This is a genomic window from Xanthomonas sp. MLO165, from assembly GCF_018831305.1.
GTDB lineage: Bacteria > Pseudomonadota > Gammaproteobacteria > Xanthomonadales > Xanthomonadaceae > Xanthomonas > Xanthomonas arboricola.
The window spans coordinates 3,586,823-3,604,980 of record NZ_CP029263.1; the positions used below are offsets into that span (position 1 = coordinate 3,586,823).

The 18,158-nt window shown below is 64.7% G+C and carries 18 protein-coding genes and 1 tRNA gene; 10 read left to right on the forward strand and 9 right to left on the reverse strand.

Annotation, left to right across the window (positions count from 1 at the left end; genetic code table 11):
• Positions 1 to 41: 41 nt before the first annotated feature.
• The 4 genes from DGN21_RS15080 to rimK form a co-directional block, all read right to left on the reverse strand.
• On the reverse strand, positions 42 to 1,376 hold the full coding sequence (locus DGN21_RS15080) for a HAMP domain-containing sensor histidine kinase (RefSeq protein ID WP_016904089.1): 1,335 nt from the start codon (positions 1,374 to 1,376) through the stop codon (positions 42 to 44).
• Positions 1,369 to 2,046: a response regulator transcription factor gene (locus DGN21_RS15085; RefSeq protein ID WP_006448355.1), complete on the reverse strand. Its 678-nt coding sequence runs from the start codon at positions 2,044 to 2,046 to the stop codon at positions 1,369 to 1,371. The genes DGN21_RS15080 and DGN21_RS15085 overlap by 8 nt, the downstream gene beginning before the upstream one ends.
• 31 nt (positions 2,047 to 2,077) lie before the next feature.
• Positions 2,078 to 2,548: a hypothetical protein gene (locus DGN21_RS15090; RefSeq protein WP_064485041.1), complete on the reverse strand. Its 471-nt coding sequence runs from the start codon at positions 2,546 to 2,548 to the stop codon at positions 2,078 to 2,080.
• A gap of 226 nt (positions 2,549 to 2,774) precedes the next feature.
• Positions 2,775 to 3,680 (reverse strand): 30S ribosomal protein S6--L-glutamate ligase, encoded by a 906-nt coding sequence (gene rimK / locus DGN21_RS15095; RefSeq protein WP_166767257.1) that lies wholly within the window; start codon positions 3,678 to 3,680, stop codon positions 2,775 to 2,777.
• A gap of 488 nt (positions 3,681 to 4,168) precedes the next feature.
• Between rimK and glgX the strand changes: the two genes are divergently transcribed.
• Both glgX and DGN21_RS15105 read left to right on the forward strand, forming a co-directional pair.
• On the forward strand, positions 4,169 to 6,301 hold the full coding sequence (gene glgX / locus DGN21_RS15100; protein ID WP_065032736.1) for a glycogen debranching protein GlgX: 2,133 nt from the start codon (positions 4,169 to 4,171) through the stop codon (positions 6,299 to 6,301).
• A 225-nt stretch (positions 6,302 to 6,526) separates the two neighbouring features.
• The gene (locus DGN21_RS15105) at positions 6,527 to 6,793 is read left to right on the forward strand and encodes a hypothetical protein (protein ID WP_184577595.1); all 267 of its coding nucleotides are present in this window, start codon (positions 6,527 to 6,529) and stop codon (positions 6,791 to 6,793) included.
• A gap of 156 nt (positions 6,794 to 6,949) precedes the next feature.
• Here DGN21_RS15105 and DGN21_RS15110 read toward each other — a convergent pair whose 3' ends face one another.
• The 4 genes from DGN21_RS15110 to DGN21_RS15125 all read right to left on the reverse strand — a co-directional run bounded on the left by DGN21_RS15110 (position 6,950) and on the right by DGN21_RS15125 (position 10,190).
• Positions 6,950 to 7,342 carry an H-NS family nucleoid-associated regulatory protein gene (locus DGN21_RS15110; RefSeq protein ID WP_023904915.1) on the reverse strand — a complete coding sequence of 131 codons (393 nt, stop codon included), beginning with the start codon at positions 7,340 to 7,342 and terminating at the stop codon, positions 6,950 to 6,952.
• Positions 7,343 to 7,430: 88 nt separating this feature from the next.
• Positions 7,431 to 7,817, reverse strand: a complete 387-nt coding sequence (locus DGN21_RS15115) for a hypothetical protein (protein WP_024939393.1) — start codon at positions 7,815 to 7,817, stop codon at positions 7,431 to 7,433.
• A gap of 410 nt (positions 7,818 to 8,227) precedes the next feature.
• Positions 8,228 to 8,301: transfer RNA gene (locus tag DGN21_RS15120), tRNA-Gly, on the reverse strand.
• Between the two features lie 104 nt (positions 8,302 to 8,405).
• Positions 8,406 to 10,190, reverse strand: coding sequence for an autotransporter domain-containing protein (locus tag DGN21_RS15125; RefSeq protein ID WP_215825245.1), 1,785 nt, complete (start codon positions 10,188 to 10,190; stop codon positions 8,406 to 8,408).
• A 190-nt stretch (positions 10,191 to 10,380) separates the two neighbouring features.
• Here DGN21_RS15125 and thiS point away from each other — a divergent pair, with 190 nt between their 5' ends.
• The 4 genes from thiS to DGN21_RS15145 all read left to right on the forward strand — a co-directional run bounded on the left by thiS (position 10,381) and on the right by DGN21_RS15145 (position 14,294).
• Positions 10,381 to 10,581 carry a sulfur carrier protein ThiS gene (gene thiS / locus DGN21_RS15130; RefSeq protein ID WP_024939391.1) on the forward strand — a complete coding sequence of 67 codons (201 nt, stop codon included), beginning with the start codon at positions 10,381 to 10,383 and terminating at the stop codon, positions 10,579 to 10,581.
• A gap of 49 nt (positions 10,582 to 10,630) precedes the next feature.
• Complete coding sequence (locus DGN21_RS15135) at positions 10,631 to 11,425, forward strand: thiazole synthase (RefSeq protein ID WP_016903327.1); 795 nt, start codon at positions 10,631 to 10,633, stop codon at positions 11,423 to 11,425.
• Between the two features lie 173 nt (positions 11,426 to 11,598).
• The gene (trmB, locus tag DGN21_RS15140) at positions 11,599 to 12,357 is read left to right on the forward strand and encodes a tRNA (guanosine(46)-N7)-methyltransferase TrmB (RefSeq protein WP_053045691.1); all 759 of its coding nucleotides are present in this window, start codon (positions 11,599 to 11,601) and stop codon (positions 12,355 to 12,357) included.
• A gap of 74 nt (positions 12,358 to 12,431) precedes the next feature.
• Positions 12,432 to 14,294, forward strand: coding sequence for an SLC13 family permease (locus DGN21_RS15145; protein ID WP_024940321.1), 1,863 nt, complete (start codon positions 12,432 to 12,434; stop codon positions 14,292 to 14,294).
• Between the two features lie 19 nt (positions 14,295 to 14,313).
• Here the strand turns inward: DGN21_RS15145 and DGN21_RS15150 are convergent, their stop codons facing one another.
• Positions 14,314 to 14,655: a Rieske (2Fe-2S) protein gene (locus tag DGN21_RS15150; protein WP_184577589.1), complete on the reverse strand. Its 342-nt coding sequence runs from the start codon at positions 14,653 to 14,655 to the stop codon at positions 14,314 to 14,316.
• 252 nt (positions 14,656 to 14,907) lie between these two features.
• Between DGN21_RS15150 and DGN21_RS15155 the strand changes: the two genes are divergently transcribed.
• The 4 genes from DGN21_RS15155 to DGN21_RS15170 all read left to right on the forward strand — a co-directional run bounded on the left by DGN21_RS15155 (position 14,908) and on the right by DGN21_RS15170 (position 18,133).
• Positions 14,908 to 15,183, forward strand: a complete 276-nt coding sequence (locus tag DGN21_RS15155) for a hypothetical protein (protein ID WP_039512349.1) — start codon at positions 14,908 to 14,910, stop codon at positions 15,181 to 15,183.
• A 216-nt stretch (positions 15,184 to 15,399) separates the two neighbouring features.
• On the forward strand, positions 15,400 to 16,113 hold the full coding sequence (locus tag DGN21_RS15160; protein ID WP_039525784.1) for a fumarylacetoacetate hydrolase family protein: 714 nt from the start codon (positions 15,400 to 15,402) through the stop codon (positions 16,111 to 16,113).
• 60 nt (positions 16,114 to 16,173) lie between these two features.
• Positions 16,174 to 16,605 (forward strand): large-conductance mechanosensitive channel protein MscL, encoded by a 432-nt coding sequence (gene mscL, locus DGN21_RS15165; protein ID WP_024940317.1) that lies wholly within the window; start codon positions 16,174 to 16,176, stop codon positions 16,603 to 16,605.
• Between the two features lie 109 nt (positions 16,606 to 16,714).
• Positions 16,715 to 18,133 carry a M28 family peptidase gene (locus DGN21_RS15170; protein ID WP_184577586.1) on the forward strand — a complete coding sequence of 473 codons (1,419 nt, stop codon included), beginning with the start codon at positions 16,715 to 16,717 and terminating at the stop codon, positions 18,131 to 18,133.
• Positions 18,134 to 18,158 lie beyond the last annotated feature (25 nt).

An 18,158-nucleotide genomic window follows, 5' to 3' on the forward strand; every position in this document is an offset into this window, starting at 1 on the left:
CCTCGCGCCCGGGTGCGCTCCTACGGGAGTGCGGGTGGTGGTTAGCGATGGAAGGCTAGTGTCGCGATGACGCCGCGCTGCTGGCCTGGGCGCACGCTGACGCGCCAGCCGTAGAGGTCGCACAGCCGGCTGACGATCGACAGGCCGATGCCGCCGCCTTGCGAGTGGCCGGCGTGGGTGCCGCGGTAGCCGCGCTGGAACAGTTTGGCGGCGTCTTCCTCGCTCAGGCCGGGGCCGGAGTCGATCACTTCCACCGCATCGCCAAGCACGCGCACGCGCACCTGGCCGTCCTGGGTGTACTTGACCGCGTTGCCGATCAGGTTGCCCAGCGCCACCGACAAGGCAGATTCGGGCGCGTCGATGACCAGGTCGCGCTCGCCTTCCAGCAGCAGCTCCAGCTGTTTGCCGCCCAGCTGTGCGCGGTGCGCGTCGATCAGTTGCTCGGCCACCTTGGCGACATTGCTGCTACCCTGCCCGCGTTCATTGCGCGAGAGCAGCAGCAGCGAACCGATCAGGTCGCTGCACTGCAGTTCGGCGCGCTGGATGCGCTGCAGGCGTTGCAGCATCTTTTCGTCGAGGTTGGGCTTGGTGAGCAGCAGTTCGGTGGCGCCGCGGATCACCGCCAGCGGGGTGCGCAGTTCGTGGCTGACGTCGGCATTGAATTCGCGGTCGCGCTGTACCACTTCGGTGAGGCGGGCCGAGTAATCGTCCAGCGCTTCGGCCAGCTGGCCAACTTCGTCGTCCGGGAAGTGCGCGGCCAGCGGCTTGGGCTCGCTGGTGCCGCCGCGGTAGGCGCGCAGGCGTGCGGCCAGGTCCGACACCGGGCGCATGACCTTGGACGCCGACCACCAGCCAATCAGCAGCGAGAAGCCGCTGAACACCAGCACCGAAAGCATCAAGGTGCGCTTGAGCTGGATCTCACCCTTGATGGTCTGGGTCATGTCGTAGGCGAGGAAGAACCACTCGCTCGGCGTCTTGCGCACCGCCAGCTTGTACGAATACGCGTTGCCGTTCTCGTCCACGCCGGAGATGGTGTGGATGCCGTCCGGGAACTGATACCACTCCGGCTGTTCCAGCCGCAGCGCTTCGAACTTGTCGCTTTTGACCACCCGCCCACGCATCTGCTGCACCGGCAGGTCGGGGTTGCGCAGCGGGTCGGAATAGAAGCGCTGCGCAAAGGCGTCGATGTTGCGGTTCATCACGTCTTCCACCAACTGGTTTTCCACGCGAGAGCGCGCCCAGTTGGTGGCGAAGGCGAACAGCGTGGTCAGGCAGAAGCCCAACAACACGAACGACAGGATGATGCGGCTGCGCAGACGCCGCCGGTAGCGGCCGCGCCTGCGGGCGGGCCGCGCGCCGTTATTGCTTTCAGGCATCGGGCGAGGCGATGCGATAGCCGATGCCGTGACGGGTCTGGATCATCGGCACATCGAAAGGTTTGTCGACCACCGCACGCAGGCCGTGGATATGCACGCGCAGCGAGTCCGAATCGGGCAGCTCCTCGCCCCAGACGCGGGTTTCCAGCTCCTGTCGGGTGACCACGGCCGGCGAGGCCTCCATCAGCGACTGCAGGATCTTCAAGGCAGTGGGGTTGAGCTGCAGCAGCTTGCCGCGGCGACGCACTTCCAGCGTGTCCAGGTTGTATTCCAGATCGCCGGTCTCCAGCACGCGGGTGTGCACGCCCTTGCCACGACGCGACAGCGCGTTGAGCCGCACTTCCACTTCCTGCAGCGCGAACGGCTTGATCAGGTAGTCGTCCGCGCCGGAGTCGAAACCGGCCAGCTTGTTGTCCAGCGAATCGCGTGCGGTGAGCATCAGCACCGGTGTCTGCTTGCGCGCTTCGTTGCGCAGCTTGCGACACACCTCGATGCCATCCATGCCGGGCAGGTTGAGGTCGAGCACGATGGCGTCGAACTCGTGCACCACGGCCAGGTGCAGGCCGGTCACGCCGTCGGCGGCAAAGTCCACCGTGTGTCCGCGGTCTTCGAGATAGTCGCCCAGATTGGCGGCGATATCGCTGTTGTCTTCGATTACTAGAATTCGCACTGAAACCTCAATAACTATGGTCGGGGTGGACTTAGGAGCCCGGGTCGGTGGCCTTGTGTCTCCGCTGCATGGAGCTCATGTCACGCTCGCCGCTGTCACGCAAGCGTCTGCGTTCGGCAACGGTTTTGCAGATCGAAGTGGTGTGATGAGAACCCGTCGCCTTTTCACGCGTACAAACCAGGCGACTTTCCTCACCCGCCCTCGTCAAAATTGTATTGATGAGCTCTTGGTCGTTGTAGACCGCTGCCTTTCGGTCCGGCGTCAACGCCTGTGCATCACCATTTTCTGCCACTGCAATTTCTATTCTCGTGAGCGCAGAAAGCACCTTAGCGCGGTCTTCCTGACTGATCTCGGAGTACTTGGTGCCGCCATCCAGCTCGTTGCGCACTTGAGCGGCCTGCTGGGCGAAAGGCTTCTTGACGTCTACTGTTGCCGAGGCATCCGCAACATTTGCTAGCAAAAGCACAGACAAAGATGCCGCATAACAGAAAGCCTTGAGCATGATCGTTCCTTGTTCCATCGTCCGTTTAACATTTCCTCACTTTAGACTCGACGTCGCTGGTGGAGCAAGCGTGCCTAAGTAAAAAGGCCCAAGTGCGACAACGCACTTGGGCCAAAAGTTCATCCCGATCACCGTCACTGCCGAGAGCGGAGCTACGGTCGGGTGAGGCTAGCGAGGAAAGGATTAGATTTTCGTTAAATTTTTGCTAACAACACTCCCGGCCCGATCAACGGATCGACTGCTCCAGGTGCTGGATGATCGCCGCCGCCACGTCCACCTCGCAGACCCCTTCCACGCCCTCCAGTCCGGGAGTCGAGTTGACCTCGAGCACCAACGGCCCGCGCCTGGAACGGATCAGGTCCACACCGGCCACCGCCAGGCCCAGCGCGCGCGCCGAGCGTACCGCGACCTCCTGCTCCTGCTCGGTGGCCTGGGCCACCGCAGCGCTGCCGCCCAGATGCAGGTTGGAACGGAAGTCGCCCTCGGCCGCCTGCCGGCGCATCGCGGCAACCACCCGGTCGCCGACCACGAAGCAGCGCAGGTCCGCGCCCTCGGCCTCGCCGATGAATTCCTGCACGATGAAGTTGGCATAGAGCCCGCGCAGCGCCTCGACTACGCCGCGCGAGGCGCTGGCTTTCTCGGTGAGGATCACCCCGGCGCCCTGCGCGCCCTCGTTCAACTTCACCACATGCGGCGGCGGGCCCAGCATCGACAGCAGATCCTGGGTGTCGTCCGGGTTGTCGCCGAACACGGTCACCGGCATGTCGATGCCTTGCGCGGCCAGCAACTGATGCGCGCGCAACTTGTCGCGCGAGCGCAGGATGGCGTCGGACGGGTTGGGCGTGTAGGTGCCCATGAATTCGAGCTGGCGCAACACGGCGGTGGCATAGCGCGTGACCGAGGCGCCGATGCGCGGAATCACCGCATCAAAGCCGGTGATCGGCTTGCCCTTGTAGTGCAGGCTGAAACCGTCGGCGGCGATGCGCATGTAGCAGCGCAGCGGGTCGAGGATGCGCACGGTATGACCACGCTTGCGCCCGGCCTCGATGAGCCGCCGGGTCGAATACAGCTTGCTGTTGCGGGAAAGAATGGCGATTTTCATCGCGGCAGGTGTACGGCGCGGCCTGGACATGGTCGGAGTCTGATGACGGAGTGACCCAAGTCCGTAGGTCTGCCAGCCGATTGCACGCGCGGGCAGCGTCCCTGCCCTGCACGTTGCGTTCGACGGGTGTGCGACGGCCCCGAGAATGGGAGGTGGAAGTGACGCAGCAAGGCAGCTGTAAGACTGCACGCGCGGCGTGGCTGCGACGGCCCGGATGCTAGCAGGGCGGCTGCGCAGCGCTCAAGCGCGCTGACGTACCGCGGCACAGGTGATGCACGGCGCAGGTTTGCCCGGCGACAGTCGCGCAGACAACGCAGCAGACATGCGCGACTCAACGCCTCAGCTCCATCCGCGTCAGCGCGCGCGCTTCCGTCACCTCGGTCGGAATGACCGGCCGCCGCGCGCCGCATCGACCGCCCTCACGCCGCCCCCCTGTCGTCGTGACGCAGTTTGCACAGCGCAACCCGCAATGCTTGAGTTCCCTCAATGCCGGCATGCCGGCGCACCCGAGACTCTCAATGCGACGTCCAGCAAGCGCGGCTTACGCCAACCCCTCCCGCATCCGTCAAGGACGCCCGTTTCCGCGCGGTGCCGTCTTCGATGGCCAGGGCACCAATTTTGCGTTGTTTTCCGCGCATGCCACGCGCGTGGAGCTGTGCCTGTTCGACGAACAGGGCACCGAAGTGCGGGTGGATCTTCCGGAATACACCAACGAGATCTGGCACGGCTACCTACCCGACGTCAAACCCGGCCAGCGCTACGGCTACCGCGTGCATGGCCCGTATGAGCCGACCGAAGGCCACCGCTTCAACCACAACAAGCTGTTGATGGACCCGTATGCACGCGAGATGGATGGCGACCTGATCTGGGCAGACGAACTGTACGGCTATACCGTGGGTCACCCGGACGGCGATCTGAGTTTCGACGAGCGCGACAGCGCGCCGTTCATGCCCAAGTGTGTGGTGGTTGAAGACACCTACGACTGGGAAGACGACGCGCGCCTGCTCAAGCCCTGGAACGAGACGGTGATCTACGAGACCCATGTGCGTGGCTATACCATGCGCAACCCGCAGGTACCGGAGGCCGTACGCGGCACCTTCGCCGGCCTGGCGCAGCCGCAGGTGCTGCAATACATCAAGGACCTGGGCATCACCGCAGTGGAGCTGTTGCCGGTACATGCGTATCTGGACGACCAGCATCTGCTGGACAAGGACCTGCGCAATTACTGGGGCTACAACACCATTGGCTTCTTCGCGCTGAAGTCGCGCTACCTGTCCAGCGGACATCGCGATGAGTTCCGCGACATGGTCAAGGCCATGCACAAGCAGGGCCTGGAAGTGATCCTGGACGTGGTCTACAACCACACCGCCGAAGGCAGCGAGCTGGGCCCGACGCTGTCGTTCAAGGGCATCGACAACGCCAGCTATTACCGCCTTGCCGAAGACAAGCGTTACTACATCAACGATACCGGCACCGGCAATACGCTCAATCTAAGCAACTCGCGGGTGATCCAGTTCGTCAACGACTCGCTGCGCTATTGGGCCGGCGAGATGCATGTGGACGGCTTCCGCTTCGACCTGGCCACGATCCTGGGACGCGAGCCGAGTGGCTTCGACCAGCGTGGCGGTTTCCTGGATGCGTGCAACCAGGATCCGTTGCTGTCGGAGGTCAAGTTGATTGCCGAACCCTGGGACTGCGGCCCCGGCGGCTACCAGGTCGGTCACTTCCCGCCGGGCTGGTCGGAATGGAACGACAAGTTCCGCGACAACGCCCGCGAGTTCTGGAAGGGTGAGGATGGCAAGCTCGCCGAGTTCGCCACGCGCTTCACCGGTTCGGCCGATCTGTTCGATCGTCGCGGTCGCCGCCCGTGGGCGTCGGTCAACTTCATCACCGCGCACGATGGATTCACCCTGCGCGACCTGGTGAGCTACAACGAAAAGCACAACATCGCCAATGGCGAGGACAATCGCGACGGTTCGTCCAACGATGGTTCCTGCAACTATGGCGAGGAAGGCGATACCGACAACGCGGACGTGCTGCAGATCCGCGAGCGGCAGATGAAGAACCTGCTCGCCACGCTGCTGCTCTCGCAAGGGACGCCGATGATGCTTGCCGGTGACGAGCGTGCGCAGTCGCAGGGCGGCAACAATAATACCTATTGCCAGGACAACGAGATCACCTGGCTGGACTGGGAAAATGACCCGACCGATGGCCGCCTGACCGACTTCGTCAAGGCACTGACGCAGTTGCGCAAGCGCTATCCGATCCTGTCGCGCGGCCGCTTCCTCAACGGTCAGTACAACGAGGAGGCAGGCCTGCGCGATCTCACCTGGCTCAATCCGGGCGGCACCGAAATGGACGACGCGCACTGGACCGATGCCGGCGCGCGCTCGGTGGGACTGCTGCTGGAAGGCAAGGCCCAGACCTCCGGCGTCAAGGAGCTGGCCAACGACGCCACCTTGTTGATCGTCATCAATGCCTATCACGAAGGCGTGACCTTCACCCTGCCCTCGGCCGACGAACCGGTGCACTGGAAGCTGGCGCTCTCGACCGACGAAGCACTGGAAGTGGACATGATGCCGGCCGGCGCCAGCGAATTCCTGGCCCCGCCGCGCAGCGTGTCGGTGTTCGAGTGCAAGAACGACCAGTAACACTGATGCGGTAACACGAACTCGCGGCCTGCCGGAAACCCGGTAGACCGCGAGTTTTTTATTGCTTCGACATCGGCGACGGAGGCTACGGCTTTGACAGGATCTGCGCTATCGATTCATGGATGCCGATGCAGCAGTCAACCCTGAAGGTGACAGCCAGACTCTGCGTCGAGCGCGGGGAAGCAGAATCGCTGCCGGCGCGCCGCAATCGCAGATAGAGCTGCAATGGCTTTGCTTGCCAAAGCGCTTGGAGCAGTGGCTTGGTCTCTAGTGACGCGCGTGGCGATGCGGCCTGGTGCGGTATTTATCAAGTTACCGCTCGCCTTTATCGATAGCCGATCAACCAACTTAAAAAACGAAACAGCCGCACCCGGCAATCACGCATTTCGAGTACATCTATCGAAAAACCCGCCGCTTAATCGCGACGCACTGTGCTTAAACAATTACATCGCCATAGCAAGCTGGACACGCAATTCTCTGGCTCCGGCCTAAAACACGGCGACATCGGCAAGCATCACCACACCCAGATGTGATTGCACGATCCGGCAGCGTCTCGAATGCGGCAATGACGGCGATAACACCAAAGTGCACGACGGCCGTGAATCGCTAAGCGTTACGCACCCTAGCCAGACCTTGAAGACGCAAAACTCAGCCCGGATACAGCGGAAATCGCTTGTCCGGATGATTGGCCTTCCATTCCTTGTAGGAGCTGGTGCCTTCCCAGGCCTTGAACGCACGCGGCGTGCGGCCACGCCCGGACCAGGTCTCGCCGGAATGCGGAATCCAGTACTTGGCCACCACTTCGCCTGTGGACGACAACGGCCCCTTGGATTTGCCAGTCATTGCCAGCGAGGCAATCTGGGACTTCTGCTTGGCATTGAAGCGGCTGCCGAATTGGGTCAGCACCTCGACCACCTGGTCGAAGGCTTCCAGCGTCTGGGCGTACTTCAGCTGGGCTTCTTCCTGCTCGAGCTTGCGCAGCTCTTCCAGCAATTGGGCTTTGGCGGCGGCAGAGGGTGAAGCGGGCGGAACCTGGCGCATTGGCAAAACTGAGGTTGGACGGGTCAGCGAGTATTGCCGTTGCGCCGGCTAGCGTAAAGCGGCAGGACGCGCCCGAGTCTGGCTGCGCTCAGCGATGGCGCAGCAAGGCATGCTCGCGGGCCATGGTCAGCACCGGCCCGATGCGCCCGGCCCGGATCAGCTCACCGCAGTGCTTGCCGACAAACTCGACCCTGGGCACAGAAAACCACTGCACCACCCGATCCAGCTCGCCGGCGTTGATGGACCAGGCATGGCAGACCGCTTCGCCCAGCTCTTCCACCCCCACCAGACCCAGCTCGCGAATCTGCTCGGAATCCAGCGCGAACATCTCCAACACCTTGCCAGCATCGTCCGGCGTGCCGTAACCAAAACGCATCTGCTCGGCGCGGTGAGCAACCGAGGCTGCCCGCGCGGATTCGGCGCGTCGTATGCCCTTCAGAAGTGCGCCGATGAGTTGAGGATGCGTGGCGGTCATGGTGCTCGCTCGATGATGGCTGCCACTATGCCCATCGCCGCGAGCCCGCTCAATCAGGAGGTTCCTGACCAAGGGGAAGGAAATAGCGAAGCGCGCAACTGGCGTTATTCGCTCCAAGCGCGCTGCAATCGGTGCCGGTCCAAACACTAAATGTTATATCCGGCTGCATTGTCGCAATCGGTTGTAGCCGACGAAAACACCCCATCCATGGTTAAAAAGCCGATAGCTGAAAACCAATCGTTGCCATCGACTGCGGAGGCCTGAGCTGCGCCCTGAAATGGCATGTCAGGGGGTAAGCGCAGTCGCGCAGCGACCGGCCCAGAAGATAAGCGATTCAGTTAGGACGGATCGGATATCGAGCAATCCGCGCTGGCCTAGTGGACAAGATCGTCAGAGGCCACTGCCGGACATGGAGCGGGCGATGGGAATCGAACCCACGTCAGTAGCTTGGGAAGCTACAGCTCTACCATTGAGCTACGCCCGCGCGGCGTTGCGAGAGTTTAGGCGGGTGCGGGGGCCGGGCGCAATGCGTAGATGTGACGAGGGCCGGTTGCCCGGCCCTCGCTTGCAACGCGTGTGGTGCTTGGATCAGAAGTTGCCGCTGAAATTCACGAACAGCGTCGCGTCGCGGGCGCTGCGCTGGGCGGTGGTGGTGCTCAGGCCGATGTTGCTCTGCAGGCCCCACAGGCCGGTGCGGGCGCCCAGCACGACGGTCGCGTAGTTGCGATCGAAGTTCTGGCCCGGGACGGTGTACATGCCCATGTCCGGCATCGACTGCAGCCAGGCGCTGGCTTCGGTGCCGTCCTTGAACTCGTGGTCGTAGGTCGCCTGCAGGTACGGCTTGACCATTGCACCGTCCAGGCGCACCTGGAAGCCAATGCGGCCGACCATCGAGTCGATGTCCTGATCGGCGTAGCCCAGTGCGGTGGAGCTTTCGTTGCTCTCGGTGTAGCCGTCGAGCTTGAGCTTCTGCCAGGTCAGGCCGACCACCGGGCCATACTTGACGTTGCCTTCGCCCAGCGAATAGCCGGCGTTGACTGCGGCGGTGAGGTTGCTGCCATCCGGCGAGCCGCTGTGCACGCGGGTGGCCGGCCCGAGCTGCACTTCGCGGTCGACGTCGTAGCTCAGCCAGCTGTAGCTGACCTGCGCGTTGACCCAGACCGGGCCGGTGTACCAGCCGAAGAAGCCGCCCAACGTGGTGTCGTCCTGCTTGAAGCTGCCGTTACGGTTGCCGAAGTCGGCGTCCATGCTGCCGAAGCCGGCAAAGCCGCCGAACACCAGGTCGCCCGCAGTCCAGTCCACACCGAACAAGCCGGCCGGGGCCATGCCGTCGTACAGATCGGCATGGTCGTAACGCTGCATGTCGCCACGCACGCTGCCCCACCAACGCAGGCCATCGGCGTCCGGCTTGCCGTCCAGATGCCAGGCCACCTGGTCGGCGCGCGCGCGGCCGATCGCCTGCGCCGAATGCGTGAGCACCTGCTGCAGACGCGGGGCTTCCAGCAGCGAGATGGCGTACTCGCCCAGGATCTGGTGGGTGGCGGTGGTCGGGTGGATGCCATCGGCGAACACATAGGTGTTGGGCGCGTTGGCGGCGACCAGGCTGGTCGGGTTGCAGGCCGGCAGCGGCACGGCCGGGTTGCAGGCGGTGCTGGTGACGTTGCTGAAGCCGTAGGTGCCAGGATTGGCGACCACTTCCTGCAGGATGTGGAAGGTGTCGACCGGGATCACGCGCAGGCCGGCCGACCGCAGGCCATTGAACAATGCGGTGTTGTAGGCGGTTGCCGCAGCAGTGCCCTGCGCCATCGCGGCGGCACCGCCGGCACGGAAGCGCGGGGTGATGCCCACGTCCGGAATGGTCGGCACCATCACGTAGCGCGCGCCGGCGGCCTGCAAGGCGCCGACCGCACCGACCTGCGCGGTGACCGCGTTGCCGATGATGGCCTGCGCCTGGGCCGGCACGGCTGCAGCCGCGAGCAGATCGTTGGCGCCGCCCCATACGGTGTAGAGCGCATTCGGGTTGGCCTGGCCGCCGTTGGCGCTCAGGTAGGTGTTGATCTGGCTGGTCACCGAAGGCGCGGCACCGAGCACGCTGGTCGAACCGGCCTGGATGCGGGCGCCGCCGGCGGCGTAGTTGTCGCCGGTCTGGCCATTGCCATTGGGCGCGGCATTGGTGCCGTAGTGGTCGGCGACGTACTCGGCCCAGACCCAGCCCGGGTTGGTGGTGAACTTGCCGGTGACCGCGCGCGAGGCGGCCGGCAGCAACGGGTTGTAGTAGCCGCTGTCGGTGAGGCTGTCACCGAAGAACACGGTCTGGTCGAACGCAGACGCGGCCATGGCCGGGGTGGCCGCAATGGCGATGGCCACGGCCATCAGGGAACGGATCGGGCGAAGGGTTGAAGCCATGGGAGTGCCTGCTCAAGGTAGTGTGGAACTGGACCGGACCTGCTGACGTACGCCGGCGAATGGCACATGGTTTCACCCTCGCCGCCCGCGCTCACGCTGCATTGCCGCATAACGCAAAAACGCGCGCCCTGACGGCACGCGATGCCACAATGATGACATGAACATTCAACTCAACGGCACCCCGCGCGACGTTCCCGACGATCTGCTGCTGGCCACCCTGCTGGAGCAGGAAGGTCTTGCACAACGGCGCGTGGCAGTGGAGATCAATGGCGAAATCGTGTCGCGCGGGCGGCATGCCACGCACCGGTTGCGTGCCGGCGATGTGGTGGAGATCGTGCACGCGCTGGGCGGCGGTTGATGCGGCACGCAGGCCGGCGCAGCTGCGCGCGATCGGTGATAATTGCCCGATGACCAATACCGCCCCCTCTGATGCGCTGATCATCGCCGGCAAGCCGTACCGTTCGCGCCTGCTGACCGGCACCGGCAAGTTTAAGGACCTGGACGAAACCCGCCTGGCCACCGAAGCGGCCGCCGCGCAGATCGTCACCGTGGCGATCCGCCGGGTGAACATCGGCCAGGACCCCAACGCGCCCAGCCTGCTCGATGTGCTGCCGCCGGATCGCTACACGCTGCTGCCCAACACCGCCGGCTGCTACACCGCCGAAGACGCGGTGCGCACCTGCCGGCTGGCGCGCGAGCTGCTGGACGGCCACAACCTGACCAAGCTGGAAGTGCTCGGCGACGAGCGCACGCTGTATCCGGATGTGGTGCAAACGCTCAAGGCTGCCGAGCAGTTGGTGGCCGACGGCTTCGACGTCATGGTCTATACCTCCGACGATCCGATCCTGGCCAAGCGCCTGGAAGAGATCGGCTGCGTGGCGGTGATGCCGCTGGCCGCGCCGATCGGCTCCGGGCTGGGCATCCAGAACAAGTACAACCTGCTGGAAATCATCGAAAACGCCAAGGTGCCGATCATTGTCGATGCCGGCGTGGGCACGGCATCGGATGCGGCGATCGCGATGGAGCTGGGCTGCGACGGCGTGCTGATGAACACCGCCATCGCCGGTGCGCGCGATCCGATCCTGATGGCGAGCGCGATGCGCAAGGCGATCGAGGCCGGACGCGAAGCCTTCCTGGCCGGGCGGATTCCGCGCAAGCGGTATGCCTCGGCGTCGAGTCCGGTGGATGGCGTGATTGGATGAGTGGGTGGACTGCGTTGACATTGCCGTCGATGCGCACCGCTCGGCCGTGTGACGTGCCGGATGTGGCCGTTGCTGGATCGCGCGTCGCTGCACGTGATCCCTTACGCCGTACCCTCACCCCAACCCCTCTCCCCAAGGCAGAGGGGCTTTTGTTTTTTGATGTGACTTAACTCATGACTGATCCTTTCACCAGCGACGGCGCCAAGATGCCGCCCAAGCCCTTCACCATCGAAGAGGGCCGCCGGCAGGTGCGCAGCTTCGTGCTGCGCCAGGGCCGCTTCACCCCGGCGCAGCAGCGCGCGTTCGACGAGCTGTGGCCGCGCTTCGGCCTGGACTACAGCGGTGCGCCGCGCGATCTCGATGCGGCCTTCGGCCGTCCCGCACCCAAGGTGCTGGAAATCGGGTTTGGCAATGGCGCGGCATTGCGCTTTGCCGCGCAGCAAGACCCCAGCCGCGATTACATCGGCATCGAGGTGCATGCGCCCGGCGTCGGTCGCCTGCTCAATGCGCTGGACGAGGATGGCAGTACGCATGTGCGCCTGTATCACCACGACGCAGTGGAAGTGCTCGAACACGAGATCGCCGATGGCGCGCTTGACGAGGTGCGCATCTACTTCCCCGATCCGTGGCACAAGAAGCGCCACAACAAGCGCCGCCTGATCCAGCCGGCGTTCGCGCAGCTGGTGGTGCGCAAGCTGCGCGATGGCGGCCGCCTGCATGCGGCCACCGACTGGGCCGATTATGCCGAACAGATGTGGGACGTGCTCGACGCCACCCCGGGCCTGGTCAATCGCGCCGGCCCGCGCGGCCACGTCGAACGCCCCGCCTGGCGCCCGCAGACCCACTTCGAAACCCGCGGCCAGAAGCTCGGCCACGGCGTGTGGGATCTGGTTTATGACCGGGATTCGGGAGCGGGGATTGGGGATTCGTAACAGCGCTACCCCGCATACTCGACGCCGCAGTCGCCTGACCAATCCCCACTCCCGAATCCCGAATCCCTGCCCCAATGGACACCGCGCTGACACTGACCAACGATATGAAGCTCGTCCTCGGGCTGGTCGGTTTCACGATGGCGATGTTTTTGTTCGAGCGCATCCGCGCCGACGTGGTGGCCTTGATCGTGCTGGTGGTGCTGGGCGTCACCGGGCTGGTGGCGCCGGAAGAATTGTTCGGTGGTTTTTCCGGTAACGCGGTGATGAGCATCATCGCCACCACCATTCTCGGTGCGGGGCTGGAGCGCACCGGCGCGTTGAATCGCCTGGCGACCTGGTTGCTGCGGCGCTCGCACGGCAGCGAACAACGCCTGATGATGATGACGCTGGCCATCTCCGGTTTGAATTCGTCCTTCATGCAGAACCCGTCGGTGATGGCCTTGTACCTGCCGGTCGCCTCGCGGCTGGCCACGCGCACCGGGCTGACCCTGCAACGCATGCTGCTGCCGATCGCCGCAGCCATCGTGATGGGCGGCGCGCTGACCATGGTGGGCAATTCACCGCTGATCCTGCTCAACGATCTATTGGTCTCCGCCAACAACAACCTGCCCTCGGGCATGGCCAGCATCGAGCCGTTGACGATGTTCGCGCCGCTGCCGATCGGCGTGGCCTTGCTGATCGCCGCACTGCTGTACTTCCGCTTCTACGGCGACCGCAAGCTGATCGAAGAAGAACGCCTGATCAACGAAGGCGTCACGCCCTCGCGCACCGAAAGCTATTTCGCCAAGACCTACGGCATCGACGGCGACGTGTTCGAGCTCACCGTCAGCGCCGAAAGCCCATTGGTCGGCATGACCCTGGGCGAGGCCGAAGCGCTGCACGACGCGCCGTTGCTGCTGGCCCTGAAGACCGGCAACGACACCCGCCTGGCGCCGCCGGCCGACATGCGCATCTGGGTCGGCAGCGTGCTCGGGGCGATGGGGCCGCGCCAGGAAGTGACCGACTTTGCGCAGAACCAGTTCCTGCGCATGTCCTCGCGCCTGCGCAACCTGGGCGATCTGTTCAACCCCAGCCTGGCCGGTATTTCCGAAGCATTGATTCCGCCCAACTCGCGTCTGATCGGCAAGACCGCCGCCGAGCTGCGCCTGCGCAAGCAGAGCGGCATCAGCCTGCTGGCGATCAACCGCGACAAGCAGGTGATCCGCGAGGACGTGCGCAACGTGCCGCTGCGCGGCGGCGACATGCTGGTGTTCCACAGCATCTGGCAGGACCTGGCGCAGGCAGCAGAAAGCCGCGATTTCGTGCCGGTGACCGACTTCCCCAAAGGCGAGCAGCGCCCGCACAAGTTCAAGATCGCCATGGCGATCTTCGCCTTCACCATCCTGATCGCACTGACCTCGCGCCTGCCGGTGGCACTGACCTTGATGACCGGTGTGGCCTGCATGCTGGTCAGCGGCGTGCTGCGCATGGACGAGGCCTACGCCTCGATCAACTGGAAGACCATCTTCATGATGGCCGGCCTGATTCCACTCGGCTGGGCGATGGACAGCAGCGGCACTGCGGCCTGGGTGGCGGGCCATACCATCGACCGCCTGCCCGAAGGCATTCCGGTATGGGCGCTGGAAATCAGCCTGGCGCTGCTGACCACCGCGTTTTCGCTGGTGATCAGCCATGTCGGCGCCACCATCGTGATGGTGCCGATTGCGGTCAACCTGGCGCTGGCCGCCAATGGCAACCCCACCGCATTCGCGCTGATCGTGGCGCTGTCGGCGTCCAACAATCTGATGACGGCCTCCAACCCGGTGATCTCGATGGTGGCCGGCCCGGCCAACTATCAGCCGCGCGAGCTGTGGCGCGTGGGCGCGCCGCTGTCGCTGATCTACATCGTGGTGATGGTGTCGATGATCAACCTGATGTTCTGGTGGGCAGCGCGCTGAGCCGCACCACTTTCAGCAGTCACCCAAGCACCACCTGCTCACCCTCGATGCGCACCGGCACCGCCAGCAGCGACTGACCGCGGCACGGGCCGCTGATGCATTCGCCGCCGGTGAGCTCGAACGCTGCGCCATGCGCTGCGCACACCAGATGGCCGTCCTTGGTCTTGAGGAACTGGCCCGGCGCCCAGTCCAGCCGGCGGCCGGCGTGCGGGCAGACGTTCAACCAGGCACGCACCTGGGCGCCTTCGCGATACAGCACCAGGGACTCCGGGCCGCCGTCCCAGACCGCTTCGACTTCCAGAAATCCGGCGTCGGGAATCTGCGCCAGTTCGACAAGCGTGGTGGACGATGACGAAGACATGCAGTCTGCTGTTCGAGAACGGACTGCGATTGTGGCATGCGCCTGCATCGCCCCGACGCCACGCGGCGGGCTGCAATTCGCCCGCTTGCCGGCCTGTACGGGCGGTGCTCCGGGCTGCCAGAGCGACAATCGCCCAGCACACCCGATGTGATGGATTTAACAAAACGAGCGAACGTTTAACGAAGTTTTCACTCAATGACATGAAACCGCAACGATACTGCCTGCCTGTTTCCTGCCCGGCAGCCCACCGCCATGCCTGCACGCATCTTCCAACTCGGTAACCTCCACCACCTGTTTGCCCCGCGCAAGCCGCGTCACCCGCTGGTGCGCGTGGCCGCCGGCCTGGCTGGTCTGGTCATCCTTGCGGTACTGATCTTCTTCAGCGTGTTCGTGGGCGCGGCGATGATCCTGGGCGGCATTGCCTGGAAGCTGCTGAGCAAATCGAACCGTCGCACGCCGCAGCAAACCCGCGTGGTCGAGGCCGAATACCGCGTGGTGCGCAAGCCTGCGCTGCCGTTGTCGCACTGAGGCACCAGTCCACCGCCTCCAGCGCGGTGAGCATCCAATCCCGAATCAGTCGCGCAGGTATTGACCGGTCTGCGCGAGTTTGCGTGCGCCGATGCAAGCCGTGATCGCAGACCTGCCAGCCAGACGTTGCGCCGCACTGCACGCTGCAGCGCGACGGTTCCGTCATGCACAGCCAAACGGCTAGACTCACGTGCCTCGTTCCCCAAGGATGCGTGCATGACCCACGATGTGATTCCCGCCGCCGATGTTCCGCGCATTCCGGTGGTTGGTGGCGGCAACTTTCCGGTGCACCGCATCTACTGCGTCGGCCGCAACTTTGCCGATCACGCGCGCGAGATGGGCGCCACTGCGCCTGCCTCCAAGGCCGAGCGTGGCCAGCCGACCTTTTTCATGAAGCCTGCCGATGCGATCGTGGTGGGCCACGGCGACCACATTCCGTATCCGCCCGGCACCAAGGAACTGCACCACGAAGTGGAACTGGTGGTGGCACTGGGCAGCGATGCGCCGGCCGGCGAGTTGCCGGTGGAGCAGGCAGAGGCGCTGATCTACGGCTACGGCGTGGGCCTGGACCTGACCCGACGCGATCTGCAGGCAGCGGCCAAGGCCAAGGGCCTGCCGTGGGACATCGCCAAGGGCTTCGACCACTCCGCGCCGATCAGCGAGCTGGTGCATGCCGGCGAAGTGGGTGCGCTGGAGGCCTTGAACCTGTCGCTGGAGGTCAACGGCCAGGTGCGCCAGCAGTCGTTGCTGGATCAGATGATCTGGAACGTGCCGGAGATTTTGCATGAGCTCTCCAAACTCTATGCATTGCGCGCGGGCGACCTGATCTTCATGGGCACGCCGGCCGGTGTCGGCCCGCTGCTGCCCGGCGATCAGTTCAGTGCGCGCCTGGAAAACGTTGCCGAGCGCCACGGCATCATCGCGGGCTGACACGCGGCCCGCTACGATCACCCTGCGGCAGTTGGTCCGCGACCGCATCTGGAGTGCGCTATGGGAATGGTCAGCGAATTCAAGCAATTCGCGATGCGTGGCAATGTCATCGACCTGGCGGTCGGTGTGGTCATCGGTGCAGCGTTCGGCAAGATCGTCACTGCACTGGTGGAAAAGATCATCATGCCGCCGATCGGCTGGGCCATCGGCAATGTGGATTTCTCGCGCCTGGCCTGGGTGCTCAAGCCGGCCGGCGTCGATGCCACCGGCAAGGAAATTCCGGCAGTGGCGATCGGCTACGGCGATTTCATCAACACCGTCGTGCAGTTCGTGATCATCGCCTTTGCGATCTTCATGGTGGTCAAGCTGATCAACCGCCTGACCCACCGCAAGCCGGATGCTCCCAAGGGCCCGAGCGAAGAAGTGCTATTGCTGCGCGAGATCCGCGATTCGTTGAAGAACGACACACTGAAGACACCGGGCGTGCCGTAAGCGGACACATCCGCTGCGCAACTTCGCGCAGGAGGATGACCTTTCGCACGCAGACGGGGGACCTCGCGCTGATAAGCTCGGGGTCCCCTTGTCGTTGGAGCCGCCCTGCATGCGTCGCCTCGCTGTTGCCATCTCTGCCCTACTCGCCTGCACACCCGCGCTTGCCGCACAGACCACCATCGCCGATGGCGCGGTGCGCACCGCCGCGCAGCTGCGCGAGCAGGCCCTGGCCGACACCACCGGCTTTGCGGTGGTGGAATCGTTGACCACCGAAGTGGGCCCACGCATTGCCGGTGGCGAGGCTGATCCGCGCGCGGTGGCCTGGGCCAAGGCCAAGTTCCAGTCGCTGGGCTTCGACAAGGTGTGGACCGAGCCGGTGAGCTTTCCCAAGTGGCAGCGGCGCAGCGAACAGGCGGCGGTGATCGGTGCACATGCGCAGCCCCTGCATATCACCGCACTGGGCGGCAGCCCGGGCGGCACCGTCGAAGGCGAGGTGGTGCGCTTCGACAACCTGGCGGCACTGCAGGCCGCACCGGCCGGCTCGCTGGCCGGCAAGATCGCGTTCGTCGATTACCAGATGACCAAGGCGCGCGACGGCAAGGATTACGGCAATGGCGGCGCGGTGCGCAGCAAGGGTCCGTCGGAAGCGATCCGCAAGGGCGCGATCGGCTTCGTGATGCGCTCGGCCGGCACCGACTCGCACCGCGTGCCGCATACCGGCATCACCCGTTTCGATGAAGGCGTGACGCCGGTGCCGGCAGCGGCGTTGTCGGTGCCCGATGCCAACCAGCTCGCGCGCCTGACCGCGCTGGGCAGCACGCGTGTGCGGCTGGCGCTGGATTGCGGCTGGGACGGCACCGCGACCTCCTACAACGTGATCGGCGAAATCACCGGACGCAGCAAGCCGAAGGAAGTGGTGGTGATCGGCGGGCATCTGGATTCGTGGGATCTGGGCACCGGCGCGATCGACGATGGCGCCGGCGTGGCGATCACCATGGCCGCGGGCCACCTGATCGGCCAACTCAAGCAGGCGCCCAAGCGCAGCATCCGCGTGGTGGCCTTCGCCAACGAGGAGCAAGGCCTGTACGGCGGCAAGGCGTATGCGGCCGCGCACGGCAAGGATGCCAAGGACATGGCGCTGCATCAGATCGGCGCGGAGAGCGACTTCGGTGCCGGGCGCATCTATGCGTTCAACACCGGCTCGGCGGCACCGGACCAGTCGCGCGCAGCGACCAGACAGATTGCCGAGGTACTCGCGCCGTTGGGCATCGCGTATGAGCCGAGCAAGGGCGGCCCCGGCCCGGATGTCGGGCCGATTTCCGCCAAGGGTGGCGCCTGGGCATGGCTGGCGCAGGATGGCACCGACTACTTCGATCTGCACCACACCGCCGACGACACGCTGGACAAGATCGACCCCAAGGCGCTTGCGCAAAATGTCGCGGCCTACACGGTGTTTGCGTACCTGGCGGCCGAAGCCGATGGCGATTTCGGCAGCCGCGCAAAAAGCGTGCAGCCGCCGAGCGAATAACTGCATTTGCAGACGTCGCGGGCGC

Excerpts from the sequence above, each read along its gene's own strand:
- DGN21_RS15080 (WP_016904089.1), bottom strand. The coding sequence starts at position 1,376 with ATGCCTGAAAGCAATAACGGCGCGCGGCCCGCCCGCAGGCGCGGCCGC.
- DGN21_RS15090 (WP_064485041.1), bottom strand. The coding sequence starts at position 2,548 with ATGCTCAAGGCTTTCTGTTATGCGGCATCTTTGTCTGTGCTTTTGCTA.
- rimK (WP_166767257.1), bottom strand. The coding sequence starts at position 3,680 with ATGTCCAGGCCGCGCCGTACACCTGCCGCGATGAAAATCGCCATTCTT.
- glgX (WP_065032736.1), top strand. The coding sequence starts at position 4,169 with ATGCGACGTCCAGCAAGCGCGGCTTACGCCAACCCCTCCCGCATCCGT.
- DGN21_RS15105 (WP_184577595.1), top strand. The coding sequence starts at position 6,527 with ATGGCTTTGCTTGCCAAAGCGCTTGGAGCAGTGGCTTGGTCTCTAGTG.
- DGN21_RS15110 (WP_023904915.1), bottom strand. The coding sequence starts at position 7,342 with ATGCGCCAGGTTCCGCCCGCTTCACCCTCTGCCGCCGCCAAAGCCCAA.
- DGN21_RS15115 (WP_024939393.1), bottom strand. The coding sequence starts at position 7,817 with ATGACCGCCACGCATCCTCAACTCATCGGCGCACTTCTGAAGGGCATA.
- DGN21_RS15125 (WP_215825245.1), bottom strand. The coding sequence starts at position 10,190 with ATGGCCGTGGCCATCGCCATTGCGGCCACCCCGGCCATGGCCGCGTCT.
- thiS (WP_024939391.1), top strand. The coding sequence starts at position 10,381 with ATGAACATTCAACTCAACGGCACCCCGCGCGACGTTCCCGACGATCTG.
- DGN21_RS15135 (WP_016903327.1), top strand. The coding sequence starts at position 10,631 with ATGACCAATACCGCCCCCTCTGATGCGCTGATCATCGCCGGCAAGCCG.
- trmB (WP_053045691.1), top strand. The coding sequence starts at position 11,599 with ATGACTGATCCTTTCACCAGCGACGGCGCCAAGATGCCGCCCAAGCCC.
- DGN21_RS15145 (WP_024940321.1), top strand. The coding sequence starts at position 12,432 with ATGGACACCGCGCTGACACTGACCAACGATATGAAGCTCGTCCTCGGG.
- DGN21_RS15150 (WP_184577589.1), bottom strand. The coding sequence starts at position 14,655 with ATGTCTTCGTCATCGTCCACCACGCTTGTCGAACTGGCGCAGATTCCC.
- DGN21_RS15155 (WP_039512349.1), top strand. The coding sequence starts at position 14,908 with ATGCCTGCACGCATCTTCCAACTCGGTAACCTCCACCACCTGTTTGCC.
- DGN21_RS15160 (WP_039525784.1), top strand. The coding sequence starts at position 15,400 with ATGACCCACGATGTGATTCCCGCCGCCGATGTTCCGCGCATTCCGGTG.
- mscL (WP_024940317.1), top strand. The coding sequence starts at position 16,174 with ATGGGAATGGTCAGCGAATTCAAGCAATTCGCGATGCGTGGCAATGTC.
- DGN21_RS15170 (WP_184577586.1), top strand. The coding sequence starts at position 16,715 with ATGCGTCGCCTCGCTGTTGCCATCTCTGCCCTACTCGCCTGCACACCC.